Source organism: Janthinobacterium sp. FW305-129 (genome assembly GCF_020858115.1).
In the GTDB taxonomy this organism is placed as follows: domain Bacteria; phylum Pseudomonadota; class Gammaproteobacteria; order Burkholderiales; family Burkholderiaceae_D; genus Janthinobacterium.
The window spans coordinates 384,864-399,900 of record NZ_JACYMM010000006.1; the positions used below are offsets into that span (position 1 = coordinate 384,864).

The following is a 15,037-nucleotide window of genomic DNA, read 5'->3' on the forward strand; positions in this document are numbered from 1 at the left end:
CCCGCCACCATGCCCGCATTCCGCTATGAAGCCGTCGACGCCCAGGGCGCCACCCGCAAGGGCGTGCTCAATGCCGACAGTCCCCGTTCCGCGCGCGCCGAATTGCGCGTGCAAGGCCTGGTGCCGCTGGCCGTCGAGCCGATTGCCGCGCAGGTCGATGCCGCTGGCGTGACCAGGCGGCGCGGCTTCGGCGAGCGCCTGTCGAGCACCGAGCTGGCCCTGTTTACGCGCCAGCTGGCCAGTTTGCTGGAAGCGGGCCTGCCGCTGGAGCAGGCGTTTTCCGCGCTGCTGGAACAGGCCGAGCGGCCCTACCTGCGCGACCTGATCGCCTCGATCCGTTCGGAAGTGATCGGCGGCGCCGCATTTTCCGACGTGCTGGCGCGCCATCCGCGCGATTTCGCGGAAATTTACCGGGCGCTGGTGGCGTCGGGCGAACAGATCGGCCATCTGTCGCGCGTGCTGTCACGCCTGGCCGACTATATCGAGCGGCGCAACGCGCTGGTGCAGAAGGTCAAGCTGGCCTTTACGTATCCGGCCATCGTCACGGTGGTGGCGTTTTCCATCGTCATTTTCCTGCTCACCTACGTGGTGCCGCAGATCGTCTCCGTGTTCGCCAATACCAAGCAAAAGCTGCCCATGCTCACCGTGATCATGCTGGCGCTGTCGGACTTCGTGCGCAACTACGGCATCGTCGTGGCGATCGCCATCGCCGGCGCCTGGTTCGCCTGGCGCCGCGCCCTGCAGCAGCCGGCGCTGAAGCGGCGCTGGCATACCTGGCTGCTGACGGCGCCCCTGTACGGCAAGTTCGAGCGCAGCCTGAATACGGCGCGCTTTGCCAGCACCCTGGCCATCACCACGGGATCCGGCGTGCCTATCCTGCGCGCGCTCGACACCAGCCGCGACACCTTGACCAACGTGGCGATGCAGGAACTGGTACAGGAAGCCAGCGGCGCCGTGCGCGAGGGCGTGAGCCTGGCGCGCGCGCTGTCGGCGCAAAAGCACTTTCCGCCGATGCTGATCCACATGATACGCGCCGGTGAAATCACGGGCGAGCTGCCGGCCATGCTGGAACGCGCCGCCAGCGCGCAGGAGCAGGACCTGGAGCGCCGCACGCTGACCATCGCCGGCCTGCTGGAGCCGGCCCTGATCCTGGCCATGGGCGTGGTGGTGCTGCTGATCGTGCTGGCCGTGCTGATGCCGATTATCGAGATTAATCAGCTGGTGCGTTAAGAGAAATATCAAGGAAACCATGAAGCGTTTGCCCCACTTTGTAAGTCTGCTCGCCGTCGTGGCGCTGTCCGTCTCGCTGGCCTACTGGGCCATGCAGCTGTTCAAGGCGCCGCAGCGCCCCATCAACCCGCCCCCCGTGCCGGTGGTGCAGGATGCCAGTGTGGAGGCGGGCGCCTCGCTGTTCGGCGGCCAGGTCAGCGTGGCCACGGCCAGCAACTACCAGCTCAAGGGTGTGGTCGCCGCCGGCAATGGCCGCGGCAGCGTGGCCATCATCTCGACCGATGGCAAGCCCTCCGTGGCGCTGCCCGAGGGCGCCGAGGTGGTGCCCGGCGTGACGGTGCTGGAAGTGCATGCGCGCCACGTGCTGCTGCGCGATGGCGGCGTGAGCAAGCGCATCGACCTGGTGGCCGACGACAAGGCGCTGGCTTTGCCGGGGCAAGTGTCCGCCACCCCAATGCCGGCCGCGGCCCCCGCGCCGGCAACGAACCTGGTGCCGCCGCCGCTGCCGATGGAGCAGCAGCGTCCAGCGGCCATGATGCCGGCGCCGCAGGTGAGCAGCGTGCCGCCGCCGTCGAATTAAGGCCGTTCTTATCGTATTTTGCCGGTGGCGCCGTGCCGCCATCGCTACAGGAGTCTTCATGTTCTCGATCCGTGCCGTCCTGGCGGGCTGCGTGGCGGCGCTGTGCGCCTTGCCGCCGGCTGCCGCAGCCGACGTTCCCGCCGTCACCGCCGCCACCACCTCCACCTCCGCTGCCGTCCCCGCGCCTGCGCGCCCGCGCATCGCGCTGGTGCTGTCGGGCGGCGGCGCGCGCGGCCTGGCGCACATCGGCGTGCTGAAAGTGCTCAAGGAGCTGCATGTGCCGATCGACATGGTGGTCGGCACCAGCATGGGCGGCGTGGTGGGCGGCGCGTATGCGGCCGGCGCTTCCGTGGCGGACCTGGAAAAGATGGCGCGCGAGACGAATTGGGCGCGCGTGGTGGCCGACCGGCCGCCGCGCGACGAACTGGCGTTCCGCCGCCGCGAGGAAGATTTATTGCTGCCGTCGCGCATCGAATTCGGCACCAGCCGCAACGGCATTTCCACGCCGCCGGCCGCGGCCAGCAATGCGGCGCTGGAAATGGCGCTGAACCGCCTGCTGCCGGCCGGCATGCGCGACCGCCCCGCCAGCCAGCTGCCGCTGCCTTTCCGCTCAGTGGCGTCCGACCTGGTCAATGGCGAGCTGGTGGAGCTGGTCGACACGCCCTTGTTCCTGTCGATGCGTGCCTCGCTGGCCGTGCCGGGCGTGTTCGCCCCCGTGCGCGTCAACAACCGCCTGGTGGTCGACGGGGGCCTGGTGCGCAACCTGCCCGTCGACATGGCGCGCGCCATGGGCGCCGACATCATCATCGCCGTCAACGTGGGCACGCCGCTGGCGCCGGAAAAAGAGCTGGGCAGCGCCATCGGCGTGGCGCAGCAGATGCTGCAGATCCTCACGGAGCAGAACGTGCAGCGCTCCCTCAAGGAGCTGCGGCCGCAGGACATCCTGGTGGCGCCGGATTTGACGGGCGTCAGTTTCCTCGACTTCGAAAACTATGCGCGCGCCATGCGCGCCGGTGAACAGGCGGCGCAGGCGCTGGCCGCCCGCCTGGCGCCGCTGGCCCTGCCGCCGGAACAGTATGCGGCGCGCGAGGAGCTGCGCCTGGCGGCGCCGGCGCTGCTGGACGTGGCCTTGCCGCTCACGCGCCTGGCCGTGGAGAGCGAAGGCGATATCAACCCGCGCATCCTGCAGGCGCAATCGGGCCTGGTGGAAGGGCAGGCCGTCAGCCAGGAAGATGTGCTCAAGGCGGCGGCCAGGCTGTATGGCCGCGGCGACGTGGCGCGCGTCGAGACGGAAGTGGTCGATGCCGGCGACCAGCGCGCCGTCACCATCAAGGCGGTCGAAGCGCCGTGGGCCAGCAGCCGCCTGCGCGTGGGCCTGGAAATGGCCAGCGATTTCAGGGACAGCAATACCTTTGCCCTGAAGCTGCTGCATGTGCGCTCGAATCTGAACAGCTGGGGCGGTGAATTGCGCAGCATGGTGCAGATCGGCACGGCGCGCAACTTCGGGGTGCAGTACTGGCAGCCGCTGGGCGCCGGCAACCCATGGTATATCGCGCCATCGTTGCAGTACACCTCCCAGGCGGTCGACCTGTTCGACAAGGGACGGCGCAATGCGCGCGTCGCCTACAGCGGCCAGGGCGCCAGCCTGGTGCTGGGGCGCCAGTTCGGTTTCTGGGGCGATCTGCAGTTCGGCATCACGCGCAGCGAAGTCAAGGCGGACGTCAGCATCCCCGCCGACCCGAGCTACCCCAAGGAGCGGGCGCTGGGCACCAACCAGTTCGTCCAGTTCCGCGTCGATACGCTCGATTCGCCCGGCTTCCCCACGCGCGGCGTGCTGTTCGACGCTACCTGGACGCGCTCCGCGACCACCGGGACGGGCGAGTCGGGTCTGGGGCGTTCCGCCATCACGGGCTTGAAGGCGTTTGGCAGCGGCAACTGGGCTGGCCACGTGTATGGCGAATGGGCGCGCGCGCAACGGGGCGAGGCACCGCTCAGCCTGGGGGGCTTCTTGCGCCTGTCCGGCACGCAGTTCGAGTCGGTGACGGGGCGCAGCGTGGCCCTGGCGCGCTTCGTGATGGCGCGCCGCATCGGCTCCCTGCCCAGCACCCTGGGTGGCGCCGTGCGGGCCGGCTTTTCGCTGGAAATGGGCGGCGGCTTCGATCAGAGCGAGCGCTGGAAAGCCACCAAGTTCACGCAGGCCAGCAGCGCCTTCATTTCCGTCGATACGCGCTTCGGCCCCGTGTACGTGGCCTCGGGCGCATCGAAGGGCGGCGAGAGCACGCTTTACCTGTTCCTGGGCCCCGTCTGGTAAGGAGCGCCCGGCGCGGCGGGGGCCGTGCTGCGGCGCAGGGCCGTGAAGGCGGCAAATTCCCATGAGCGAAAGCCCAGCAGCAGGGTAAAACCGTCGCGCTCGACTGGAGCCAGGCGCCGGTCGTTCTGGTGCAGGCGCGCCAGTTCCTCGGCCAGCTGGCGGATCTTCTGCACCAGTTCCTGTGCGCTCGACAGCGACAGGCGCGCGGGGATGCACATCAGGGTTTCGCCGGCGCCGTCAAAATGCCCGCTGAAATAATCGGCCACCACGTGTTCGCGGAAGTACAGCTGCACGGGACCGTCGGCCAGCCAGTGGAAGGCGTTCGAGACGCGCAGGCTGTAGCGGTTCAGCGGCTTGAGTTCGATCAAGCCCAGGCGGTCCAGTTCGGCCAGGCAGCCGATGCATTCGGCCTGCGTCAGCGCATACGTTTCCACCACCTGCTCCAGGCTCCAGTGGCCCAGGCAGCAGATCGCCACCAGCAGCAGGCGTGGATGCGCCACCAGCGACTTTTCCTGCACCAGGGTGAGCGTGTCGGCATGCGGCGTGATGTCGGCCGCGCCGCGCAGCACGTCTTCCATGGCGATGCCGGAAGCCTTGCAGATCAGGGCCAGGCGCGACAGCGACATGTCGTGCTGGCCAAACATGCGCTTGACGCTCGACTCGCTCATGGCGATGCGTTCGGCCAGCACCTTATAGGTGATGCCGGCGGCGCGCAGTTGGGTGCGCAGCACGCGCAAAACCAGTTCAGGTGAACTCACGGGATATCCTTTTTTACAAGTTTGGTAGCGGATGACGGTACCGAATGTAGCCCTTAACGGCACTTTGCACAAGGTGATAGTACTTCCCGGCAAAAGAGATGACACTCCCGCTTGTGGCTCGCACGGCGCGCTACAACCAGGCATTCATCCACTTGTAGAGGTTATCCATGTTCTCCAAATTTCATTTTCCAGCAGCGCTGCTGGCGCTGGCCGCCATCGCTCCTCTGCATGCCGCGGCGGCCGAACCGGCGCCGGGCTCCTTCTATGCGGGCGCCAGCTATGGCTTTCGCGCCAGCAGCGGCCTCGATTGCGTGCCAGGACAAGGCGCTTGCGACAAAAGCAGCAAGCGCAACGGCAAGGCCTACCTGGGTTACAGTTTCGACGCGCTGCCGTTTCAGGGCGGCGTGGCCCTGCCTTCAGTTGAGCTGGTGGGGTATCTGGGCGGGGAAGTCAAATCCGGCTTCGACACGGGCGCCGGCAAGGTTGCCGGCCGCGGCAAGTTCAGCGGCCTCGGCATGCAAGGCGTGCTCGCCTACCAGTTCGACGCCTTCAGCCTGAGCGGACGCGCCGGTGCGGCCTACACACAGGGCAAGGTCGACTATCTGGGGGGCGGTTCGGACAAAAAGGACAAGATCGGCTTGATCTATGGCGTCGGCGCGGCGTATGCGCTGAACCGGAACTGGTCGCTGCACCTGGACTGGGACCGCGTGCCGGTCAAGTACAGCAGCAAGCAAACGACCAAGGTCGACATGTTTTCGCTGGGCGCGTCCTACCGTTTCTAAGGGGATGATGCTGCGGCACAGAGTGGCCTGATGGCGGACGCCCCGGAACGGGGTGTCCGCGGGCGGCCTATTTGTCCGCTTCTACTTTCAACAGCAGTTTCGCCAGCAGGCGTTTTTCCTGCTGGCGCTGGCCGGACACGGTTTTCACGTGCGCCCCGGCGGCGCGCTGCAGGGCGGCCGTGGCGACCGGGTTGCGCGGTTTTTGCGAGGGTTCGACGCGGAACTGCATTTTCTGCCGCGTCGCCAAGGCCTTGTTTGCCATCGGTTTCCCCCTTCTTTCTTACAGCACGTAGCGCGACAGGTCCTCGTTGACCGACAGCGCTTCCAGGCGTTCGTTGACGTACGCGGCATCGATCACCAGCACATTTTCCGTCGTGCTGCTGCCTTCGCTGGCCGTAAACGACACTTCTTCCAGCAGTTTTTCCATCACCGTGTGCAGCCGGCGCGCGCCGATGTTTTCCGTGCGCTCGTTCACCGAGTAGGCGATTTCCGCCAGGCGCGTGATGCCTTCCGGCGCGAATTGCAGTTTCAGGTTTTCCGTCGCCAGCAGGGCTTCGTACTGCATCGTCAGGCAGGCGTCGGTGCTCGTCAGAATGCGCTCGAAGTCCGAGATCGACAGCGATTCGAGTTCCACTCGGATGGGGAAGCGCCCTTGCAGTTCCGGGATCAGGTCCGACGGTTTCGACAGGTGGAAGGCGCCCGAGGCGATGAACAGGATGTGGTCCGTGCGTATCATGCCATATTTCGTGTTGACGGTCGTGCCCTCGACCAGCGGCAGCAGGTCGCGCTGCACGCCGGCGCGCGAGACGTCGGCGCCGCCGGATTCCGAGCGCGAGGCGATCTTGTCGATTTCATCAAGGAAGACGATGCCGTTCTGCTCGACGTTCTGGATGGCCTTCTGTTTCAGTTCATCTTCGTTGAGCAGCTTGGCCGCTTCTTCCTCGACCAGCAATTTGAGCGCTTCGCGGATCTTGACCTTGCGCGCCTTCTTGCGCTGCCCGCCCACGCCCGAGAACATGGACTTGATCTGCTCCGTCATTTCTTCCATGCCCGGCGGCGCCATGATTTCCATCTGCGGGCCCGCCTCGGCCAGCTCGATCTCGATTTCCTTGTCATCGAGCTCGCCCTGGCGCAAGCGCTTGCGGAAGGTCTGGCGCGTGCTGTCGCCGCTGCCGCCCGTGTCCACGGCCGCCGCCGTATTCGGCGTGAAGCCGAAGTCGCGCGCCGGCGGCACGAGGATGTCGATCACGCGGTCTTCGGCCGCATCTTCGGCGCGTGCGCGCACCTTTTTCATTTCCAGCGCGCGCGTCTGCTTGATGCCGATGTCGATCAGGTCGCGGATGATGGTGTCGACGTCGCGCCCCACATAACCGACTTCGGTAAATTTGGTCGCTTCGATCTTGATGAACGGCGCCTCGGCCAGCTTGGCCAGGCGGCGCGCGATTTCCGTCTTGCCGACGCCCGTGGGGCCGATCATGAGGATGTTCTTGGGCGTGATTTCATGGCGCAGGGGTTCGGCCACCTGCTGGCGGCGCCAGCGGTTGCGCAGGGCAATGGCGACGGCGCGCTTGGCCTTGGCTTGGCCCACCACGTGTTTGTCGAGTTCGGTGACGATTTCCGACGGGGTCATGTTCATGATCATAGTTGGCTTTCTGTATTCTTTGCTTGGGCGCGCTTGGCGCTTAATCGAGAGTCTCGATAATGTGCGACATGTTGGTATAAATGCACAGCTCGGCGGCGATGGTCAGCGACTTCTTGACCACTTCGGCCGGCGACAAGTCCGTGTTTTCCTGCAACGCCTTGGCGGCCGACTGGGCATAGGTGCCGCCCGAGCCGATGGCGCCGATGCCGTCTTCCGGCTCCAGCACGTCGCCATTGCCCGTGATGACCAGGGTCGACTCGCTGTCGGCCACCAGCAGCATCGCTTCCAGGCGGCGCAGCACGCGGTCGGTGCGCCAGTCCTTGGCCAGTTCGACGGAGGCGCGCAGCAGATTGCCCTGGTGTTTTTCCAGCTTGCCTTCGAAGCGGTCGAGCAGCGTGAATGCGTCGGCGGTGCCGCCGGCAAAGCCGACCAGGACCTTGCCCTGATACAACTTACGCACTTTGCGGGCCGTGCCCTTCATGACGATGTTGCCCAGCGTTACCTGGCCGTCGCCGCCCAGGGCGACTTGCTTGCCGCGCCGGACGCAGAGGATGGTGGTGCCGTGAAATTGTTCCATAGTGACCTCAAAAGATTCGTGCCGATGCGTGCAAGGCCATGCGATTGCGCGCCCATGCCTCAAAAGTGGGGATGGAAAAGGCAATTGCAAGCGGCACTTGCCGTTGCCGCGCTCGCTTCAGTGTAGTCGGCGCGGGACGAAAAAAAAGCACGCAACTGAAGGTCGCGTGCTTTTTTATTCGCCATCGCGGGCCGCCGGGGCGGCCGCGCAAGGGGAGGGCGATCAGTCGCCGTACAGCTTTTGCTTCAGTTCGCGCCGTTGCTGGGCTTCCAGCGACAGGGTGGCGGTTGGACGGGCGATCAGGCGCGGGATGCCGATAGGCTCGCCCGTTTCTTCGCACCAGCCATAGTCGCCGGCGTCGATGCTGGCGATCGATTGCTGCACTTTCTTCAGCAATTTGCGCTCGCGGTCGCGCGTGCGCAGTTCCAGCGCATGCTCTTCCTCGATGGTGGCGCGGTCGGCCGGATCCGGTACGAGCACGGTTTCACGCAAGTGTTCCGTGGTTTCGCCGGCGTTTTTCAGCAGGTCTTTCTCGAGCTGCTGCAGGCGCGCCTTGAAGAATGCCAGTTGTGCCGGATTCATGTAGTCATCTTCGCTCATGGCGCGAATTTGCTCTTCGCTGATGAGAGGGATGTCTTGGTTGGCGGCCGGGGTCGATTTATTAGTTTTGGTCATAACTTCGCTTACCTTCGATACGACAGAGTTTTCAAATTGATCAGTTGATGCGGCGATGCCGAGCAACTGTACAGGTTCCGCTGGGCATTGCTGTCCGGATGTACTGCGTGCGACCTTGGCTTGCCGGCGGCGGCCAGGACTACCGGCCGGCTATATTTGCCATGTTGATAACTTTTTACCGCTCTATGCCAGTCGCGCTCTGCGCGCGACAACGGGCGTGTTGGGTGGATCGGTTGCATGCCTGGCATGCGGCCAGCGGCAGTTTGCCAGCATTTCATGACAGGCGAACGACATGGGCCGTTTTCGTCGCTGATTTTGGCACGCTTTGCCTTATATTGCCATCCCGATTTGTTGACTAGCCGATCAGAAACGGCCACTTGTTGGTTTATACCAGCAAGATCGGTGTCGGACAGCGGGAAAGCGTGCTTAACTTTCCCTTTTGTTTCTGCTTTGCAACGGATACTTTGCAAAACCCGGCTAGTTTATACCAAACATTGTTCGAGTCCGCGAATAAAAATGTCTTTTGGTAGATTCTTGCCAATAAATACCATTTTGCTGCCGCGCACTTCATTCTCGCCCCATTTGGCGCCCAGGTCGCTGCCCATCAACTGATGCACGCCCTGGAACACCACCTTGCGCTCGGCGCCCTGCATCAGCAGCACACCCTTGTAGCGCAGCATGCGCGGGCCATACACTTGCACCAGGCCACCGAGGAACTCGTCGAGCTTGGCGCTGTCGAACGGTTGTGTGCTCTTGAAAACAAAGGCGGCGATATCGTCGCTGTGCTGCGCATGGTGATGGTCGGCATGGCCGCAATCGGTGGCGCAGGCGTCGCTGTGCTCATGTGCGTGTTCATGGCCGTGCTCATGCGCATGGTCGTGCGCATGGTCGTGATCATGCACGTGCGCCGTTTCCGTCGCCAGGAAATCCGGGTCCAGTTCCAGCTTTTCATTCAGGTTGAAACCGCGGATGTCGAGCACCTCGGCCAGCGGCGCGCGGCCAAAATCGACCTTGCCGATGGGGGCGCGGGGATTGATGCGTTTCAAACGGCGCGTCAGGGCGGCCACGTCGTCTTCACTGACGAGGTCAGTTTTCGACAGCAGCAGCTTGTCGGCAAAGCCCACTTGCCGCTGCGCTTCCTCGTATTCGTCTAGTTGTTTCATGGCATGACGGGCATCGACCACCGTGAGAATGGCGTCGAGCATGTAGTGGCTGCCCACTTCTTCGTCGACAAAGAAGGTTTGCGCCACGGGGCCGGGATTGGCCAGGCCCGTCGTTTCGATGACGACGCGGTCGAATGCCAGCAGGCCGGCGTCGCGCTTGCGCGCCAGTTCCGTCAGGCCCACGATCAGGTCGCCGCGCACGGTGCAGCAGATGCAGCCGTTGTTCATCTCGATGATGTGTTCGTTGCTGTCCTGCACCAGGATCTCGTTATCGATGTTTTCCTGGCCAAACTCGTTTTCGATCACGGCGATGCGCATGCCATGCTCTTCCCGCAGTATGCGGTTGAGCAAGGTGGTTTTGCCGGCGCCCAGGAAACCGGTGAGGATGGTGGTTGGAATCAGTGCCATGAGATGCCTATGCTGTAATCGGTGGTGCCGCCGCGCAAGCGGAAGAATGCGGACGATTATGCCGGAATTTTGCAAAAGCTTGCAAATGCGCGCCCATCCGCTTGATATGGATCAGGCCGGCCAACGGGCGCGGCTGTCTACTTCACCTTGGCGCGCGGGTGCGCCTGGTCGTACACGTGCGCCAGGTGCTGGAAATCGAGGGCCGTGTAGACCTGGGTCGAGGTGATGCTGGAGTGGCCCAGCATTTCCTGCACGGCGCGCAAGTCGCCCGACGATTGCAGCACGTGCGAGGCAAACGAGTGGCGCAGCACGTGCGGGTGCACGTTGGCGGGAATTTCCGTCGCCAGCGCATGCGCCTTCAGGCGCAGCTGCAGCACGCGCGGCGAGATGCGCGTGCCGCGCGTGCTTAAAAACAAGGCAGCGCTGCCATCGGCCGCTGGCGGACGCACGGCCAGCCAGGCGGTCAGGGCCACGAGGGCCGCCTTGCCGACGGGCACCTTGCGCATCTTGCTGCCCTTGCCCGTGACGATGACTTCGAAGCTGGCCATGTCGAGCCAGCCCAGCGAGGCGGGCTGGCCGCCGTCGGCCTTGCAGTAGTGGGTATCCAGGCTGGTCAGCTCGGAAACGCGCAAGCCGCTCGAATACAGCAGTTCGAACATGGCGCGGTTGCACAGTTGTTCCGGCTCGGCCGCGCCTTGCTGGTGTTGCGCGGGCGCCACGAGGCGCACGGCATCGTCCACCGACAGGGCTTTCGGCAAGGTCTTGGCCCGCTTGGGGGCGCGGATGCCGTCGACGGGATTGGCGTCGAGCGCCGTTTCACCGCTGAGCCAGTTGTAAAAGCCGCGCCACGACGACAGCTTGCGGGCGATCGAACGCGGATCCAGGCCGCCACTGTGCAGCTTGGCCGTGTAGCGACGCACTTCGTTGTGCGCCAGCGCCGTCCAGGGCGTATTGCCGCTCAGTTCCAGCAAGGCGCGCAGGTCGCGCCCGTAGGCGTCCATCGTGTGGTGCGACAGCTTGCGCTGCGTGGCCAGCTGGGCCAGGTAGGCGTCGAGCCACTCGGCCTTGCCGCGCGCCGCATGCATGGCTGATTCAGGCCGGCGAACCGGCGCGCAGCGCGGCCAGGGCGGCGCTGGCCGTGGCGCCGATGTGCACGAGGAAGTCGGTGCCCATGCTGGAGGTAAAGCGTTCGCTGTCGGGCGAACCGAGCACCAGCAAGCCGAAGGTGCCCGTGGTATTCGGGGCGCGCAGGGCGATCATGACGGTCGATTCGATTTTATCCGCCTGCAGCCAGTGCACGGCTTCGAAATCGCGGTTGCTGCCGCAGTACGGCGCTTGCAGGCTGTTGGCGAACATGCGCACGTCGGCAGTGACATCTTCCGTGAACCAGCCGTTGGCGTGTTCCGGCAGCACTTGCCACAGGCGCAGGCTGACGTAGGGTACGTCGAAGTTGCTTTGCAGGGCGTCGACCAGTACGCGCGGCATGTCCGCATCGTTGCGTACTTGCAGCATGGCCTGGTTCCAGCCGTGGAACTTGCTGGCGATGTCGCCATTTTCCTCGGCCAGGCGGCTCAGCTTGGACATGCGCAGTTCCAGCGCCTTGTACTTGTCGCGCATCACTTCCATCTGCCGCTCCTGCAGCGAGATGGTGCGTCCCGTCAGCGGGCTGCTCAGCTTGACCTCGCCGAGCAGCGCGGTATGCTCTTCGAAGAACGTCGGGTGCTCGCTCAGGTACTGGGCGACGGTGCTGGAATCGAGTGTGGCGGTCATTGAGAATATCTGTCAGTGAAAGTTGAACGCTTCATTCTAACCGAGAGTGCGGTGGCACAGGCGCAAAGGGCGTTGCGCTTGTGCATTTTCCGCGCACCCATGAAAAAAGCGGCATGGTTGCCCATGCCGCTTTGCATTCCTTGCTCAGCAATCACCCTTGGAGGGTGACGTGCGGGGCATTAGAAGTTGTGGTGTACGCCCAGACCGATGTAGGTGATCGACGTTGCCGCCTTGCGGTTCGAGATGTCCGCGTACAGGTAGGTGCGCTTCGACAGGTTGTAGTCGTAGCCCAGCGATGCTTGCTTGGTTTTGGTCACGCCATCCGGCGTTTTTTGACCGTAGCCGGCGCGAACCTTGCCTGGGCCGACGTCATAGTTGGCGCCAACCAGCCATGCCTTGGTATCCGTGTTGATGATCTTGAAGTTGCTGTCATCCTGATGCTGGTACGACGCCATCAGTTTCAGTTCCGTTACCGGATTGAACGATGCGGCAACCGACCACAGCTTGGCTTGCAGGCCATTACGCTCATACGCGGCCATACCGGCGAACTGGCCGTAGTTGTACGTGGCCGAGACCGAGTACGGATTCGACGCTGGCACGGCATTGGCAGCCACCGGGTAGTTGTTGGCTGGTGGCGTGGCCGCTGGTCCAGGGAATGCTGGATTGTTATTGGCTTCCTTGGCGGCGACGGTGGCGTTGAACTGGAAGCCGCTGAACACTGGCGAGTTATAGAACACGGCGTTCGAGAAGCGGTTACGCGAATTGCCGGCTGCGCTCAGCGGATCGCTGCTGTAGGCGGCCACCGTGATGTCGGTCTGGAAACCGGCTGGCGTAGGCATGCCCGACCATGGTTCGAACGCGGTGCTCGATTCCTGGAAGGCGGTCAGGCCACGGCCCAGACGCACGGTACCGAAGTTGCCTTGCAGGCCGACGCGGCTTTGACCCTGGAACAGCGGACGGGAGTTGCTTTCCAGCGTACCCGTGTCGGATTCATAGCGAATTTCCAGTTGGAAAATAGCTTTCAAGCCATTGCCCAGATCTTCCGTGCCCTTGAAGCCCAGTTTGTTGTTGTCGCGCTTGGTGACAGCGGTGGTCGAACCAGTCGACTTGCCCAGGCCAGCATCGACCGTGCCGTAGATTTGGACGGACGACTGCGCTTGTGCGGTTGCGGCAAAGGCGCCGAAGAGTGCGAGGGCAACGAGTGATTTTTTCATGTCTTATTCCCTATTAAAAGTGAGTTCCGTCCGAGATCCGAGCAGATTGAAATGCGCTAACTGTCGCGTTTCGATGAATGAACCTTAATTCGTCGGCGCGCAAGACGTGCGGGATTGGTCAAATATGCGTGAAAAGATTGGTGAAAAGCGTCATAAATCCACAGCCCTGTTGTATTTTTGTAACGCGGGGTTTTTGCCGATGCGGCGCCGAGGGCACGCGTTTTCCCATCGCCACGGTAGCGGCGCCTTGCCATATTGGCGTGTCCGGGCCAGGACATTGTTGCGTTGAATCAAGTTCTTGAGGCGGCTTTGGCGGATTTATGACACAAGGACGTTACACTAAGGGACGGCCTGCATGGATGGGCCTGGAGACGGCTCACTATTATTAGACTCATTGACTCAATATCGAGAATCGATGGCAAATCGCGAAACATTAGGATTGATCAAGGGCGCACGTGCTGGCGATGTCGCTTGCCAGCTGGCATTGGGACGCGTGTACCTGTTTGGACAGGGTGTGCCGCAGAGCCTGCCGACCGCCTTGCACTGGCTGGCGCGGGCGGCCCAGGAGGATAGCGAGGAAGCATGCTTGCTGATCGGCACGCATGTGCCGTTCGAAGTGGCGCAACCGGCAGCCAAGGCGCTGATTCCCTATTACGCCCAGGCGTTCGATGCGGGCCTGGTGCAGGCGGGCCTGGTGCTGGCGCAATTGGTGCTGGGCAATGCGGCCAGCACCAGTTGCGAGACCGTGCGGGCCAAGGCGCGCGTGGCGCTGGACGCCGCCGTGCGCGCCGGCTTGCCCGATGCGCAATGGTTGCTATCCATGCAAGAAGGGTGGCCCGCCGCCTCGCGGCCGGACGCCACCCCTGCTGGCGAGCCCCCCCTCGATGGCGACGCGCCGCTGCATGCCTGGCTGGAGCAGGCCTGGAGCCAGGGCAACCATGCGGGCTTCCTGTCGCAAGGCTTGCCGCTGGCGCGCGAACTGCTGCAGCGCCAGGCGGCGGCCGGTGCGCGCACGATCGCCCTCGACGCGCAGCAGGTGCGCTTGCTGTCGCGTTGCGCCCAGGCATTGGCGCCTGGCGGCGATGCCGAAGGCTGGCAATGCTGCGAGCTGGCCGCGCATGGCGGCGACCGCGCGGCGCAGCTGGAGCTGGGACTTGGCTATGCGCGCATGGATGCGCATGGCCAGCGCCTGGCCACGCGCAATGGCGCGGCCAATTTCAAGCGGGCCGTGCGCTGGCTGACGCAGGCCGGCGAGCAGGGCCTGGCCGAAGCCTGGTTCGTGCTCTCGCGCATCTACACGAAACCGGAATTTTCCCAGCGTAATGTGGTCGAAGCCCATTCCTGCCTGGAGCGTGCCGCCGACCTGGGGCATGGCCCGGCCCAGCTCGAGTGCGGCATGCATGCCTGGCGTAATCGCCGCGACGGCGTCAACAACGATGTGCGCGCCGCGTACTGGCTGCTGCAGGCGCAGGCGCAGGGCAGCCGTGAAGCGGAGGCGGCGCTGGCGCGCATTGCGCCGCGCGGTGAAGCGGGCGACTGGGGCCAGTGCGCCGCCGTGCAGGCCGATGGGCACTTGCGGCAATGGAGCCAGAGCCACCCCCTGCTGGCGGCGCGGCTGGCGCTGGCGCGCTGCTTTCACCTGTCGCGTGCCGAGGCGCTGCTGCTCGATCTCCATGCGGCCGACCAGGGGCATTGTCTGTTGATCGATATCAGCGCCACGCATGGGCGCGGCAAGCGGCGCCTGGTGTTGATCCGCACGGCGCAGGAGCGCCAGCTGCTCGATCAGGTGGTGCGCCTGTTCGAGCGCGTCGATTGCGGCGTGACGGGGCCGGAAGGCAATTACCGGCAGCGTTTGTACCGCCTGAAGTGCTACCTGGCGGAAATTGATGTCGCGCAGGAACAGCAGTTCCTGGCCGCCTGACTCATT

The 15,037-nt window shown here is 64.2% G+C and carries 14 protein-coding genes; 5 read left to right on the plus strand and 9 right to left on the minus strand.

The window, feature by feature from the left end; all coding sequences use genetic code 11:
- The first annotated feature begins 9 nt into the window (after window positions 1-9).
- From gspF to IGS61_RS14920, 3 genes are read left to right on the plus strand one after another with little or no spacing between them, the layout of a single operon-like run.
- Window positions 10-1,230 (plus strand): type II secretion system inner membrane protein GspF, encoded by a 1,221-nt coding sequence (gspF, locus tag IGS61_RS14910; RefSeq protein WP_230540272.1) that lies wholly within the window; start codon window positions 10-12, stop codon window positions 1,228-1,230.
- A 19-nt stretch (window positions 1,231-1,249) separates the two neighbouring features.
- Entirely contained in the window at window positions 1,250-1,810 is a 561-nt protein-coding gene (locus IGS61_RS14915) for a type II secretion system protein N (RefSeq protein ID WP_230540273.1), read from the plus strand.
- A 58-nt stretch (window positions 1,811-1,868) separates the two neighbouring features.
- Window positions 1,869-4,121: a patatin-like phospholipase family protein gene (locus tag IGS61_RS14920; RefSeq protein WP_230540274.1), complete on the plus strand. Its 2,253-nt coding sequence runs from the start codon at window positions 1,869-1,871 to the stop codon at window positions 4,119-4,121.
- On the opposite strand, the gene IGS61_RS14925 is transcribed toward IGS61_RS14920, so the two are convergent.
- Window positions 4,094-4,879, minus strand: a complete 786-nt coding sequence (locus IGS61_RS14925) for a helix-turn-helix domain-containing protein (RefSeq protein WP_230540275.1) — start codon at window positions 4,877-4,879, stop codon at window positions 4,094-4,096. The genes IGS61_RS14920 and IGS61_RS14925 overlap by 28 nt on opposite strands.
- Before the next feature lie 167 nt (window positions 4,880-5,046).
- Here IGS61_RS14925 and IGS61_RS14930 point away from each other — a divergent pair, with 167 nt between their 5' ends.
- Window positions 5,047-5,661: an outer membrane protein gene (locus tag IGS61_RS14930; protein WP_230540276.1), complete on the plus strand. Its 615-nt coding sequence runs from the start codon at window positions 5,047-5,049 to the stop codon at window positions 5,659-5,661.
- Window positions 5,662-5,728: 67 nt separating this feature from the next.
- Here IGS61_RS14930 and IGS61_RS14935 read toward each other — a convergent pair whose 3' ends face one another.
- From IGS61_RS14935 to IGS61_RS14970, 8 genes are all read right to left on the minus strand, one after another.
- The gene (locus tag IGS61_RS14935) at window positions 5,729-5,923 is read right to left on the minus strand and encodes a hypothetical protein (RefSeq protein WP_230540277.1); all 195 of its coding nucleotides are present in this window, start codon (window positions 5,921-5,923) and stop codon (window positions 5,729-5,731) included.
- 18 nt (window positions 5,924-5,941) lie between these two features.
- Window positions 5,942-7,297, minus strand: coding sequence for an ATP-dependent protease ATPase subunit HslU (gene hslU / locus IGS61_RS14940; RefSeq protein WP_329958059.1), 1,356 nt, complete (start codon window positions 7,295-7,297; stop codon window positions 5,942-5,944).
- Window positions 7,298-7,343: 46 nt separating this feature from the next.
- The gene (gene hslV, locus IGS61_RS14945) at window positions 7,344-7,880 is read right to left on the minus strand and encodes an ATP-dependent protease subunit HslV (RefSeq protein WP_010394217.1); all 537 of its coding nucleotides are present in this window, start codon (window positions 7,878-7,880) and stop codon (window positions 7,344-7,346) included.
- Window positions 7,881-8,102: 222 nt separating this feature from the next.
- A complete protein-coding gene (gene dksA, locus IGS61_RS14950) occupies window positions 8,103-8,555 on the minus strand; it encodes an RNA polymerase-binding protein DksA (RefSeq protein ID WP_076565074.1) in 453 nt (150 codons plus the stop codon).
- 482 nt (window positions 8,556-9,037) lie between these two features.
- Window positions 9,038-10,126, minus strand: a complete 1,089-nt coding sequence (locus tag IGS61_RS14955; RefSeq protein WP_230540279.1) for a CobW family GTP-binding protein — start codon at window positions 10,124-10,126, stop codon at window positions 9,038-9,040.
- Window positions 10,127-10,263: 137 nt separating this feature from the next.
- Complete coding sequence (locus IGS61_RS14960; RefSeq protein WP_230540280.1) at window positions 10,264-11,211, minus strand: tyrosine recombinase XerC; 948 nt, start codon at window positions 11,209-11,211, stop codon at window positions 10,264-10,266.
- 7 nt (window positions 11,212-11,218) lie between these two features.
- Window positions 11,219-11,896 carry a DUF484 family protein gene (locus IGS61_RS14965; RefSeq protein ID WP_230540281.1) on the minus strand — a complete coding sequence of 226 codons (678 nt, stop codon included), beginning with the start codon at window positions 11,894-11,896 and terminating at the stop codon, window positions 11,219-11,221.
- Window positions 11,897-12,075: 179 nt separating this feature from the next.
- Complete coding sequence (locus IGS61_RS14970; protein WP_230540282.1) at window positions 12,076-13,110, minus strand: porin; 1,035 nt, start codon at window positions 13,108-13,110, stop codon at window positions 12,076-12,078.
- A 415-nt stretch (window positions 13,111-13,525) separates the two neighbouring features.
- On the opposite strand from IGS61_RS14970, the gene IGS61_RS14975 reads away from it, so the two are divergent.
- Window positions 13,526-15,031 carry a tetratricopeptide repeat protein gene (locus IGS61_RS14975; protein WP_230540283.1) on the plus strand — a complete coding sequence of 502 codons (1,506 nt, stop codon included), beginning with the start codon at window positions 13,526-13,528 and terminating at the stop codon, window positions 15,029-15,031.
- Window positions 15,032-15,037 lie beyond the last annotated feature (6 nt).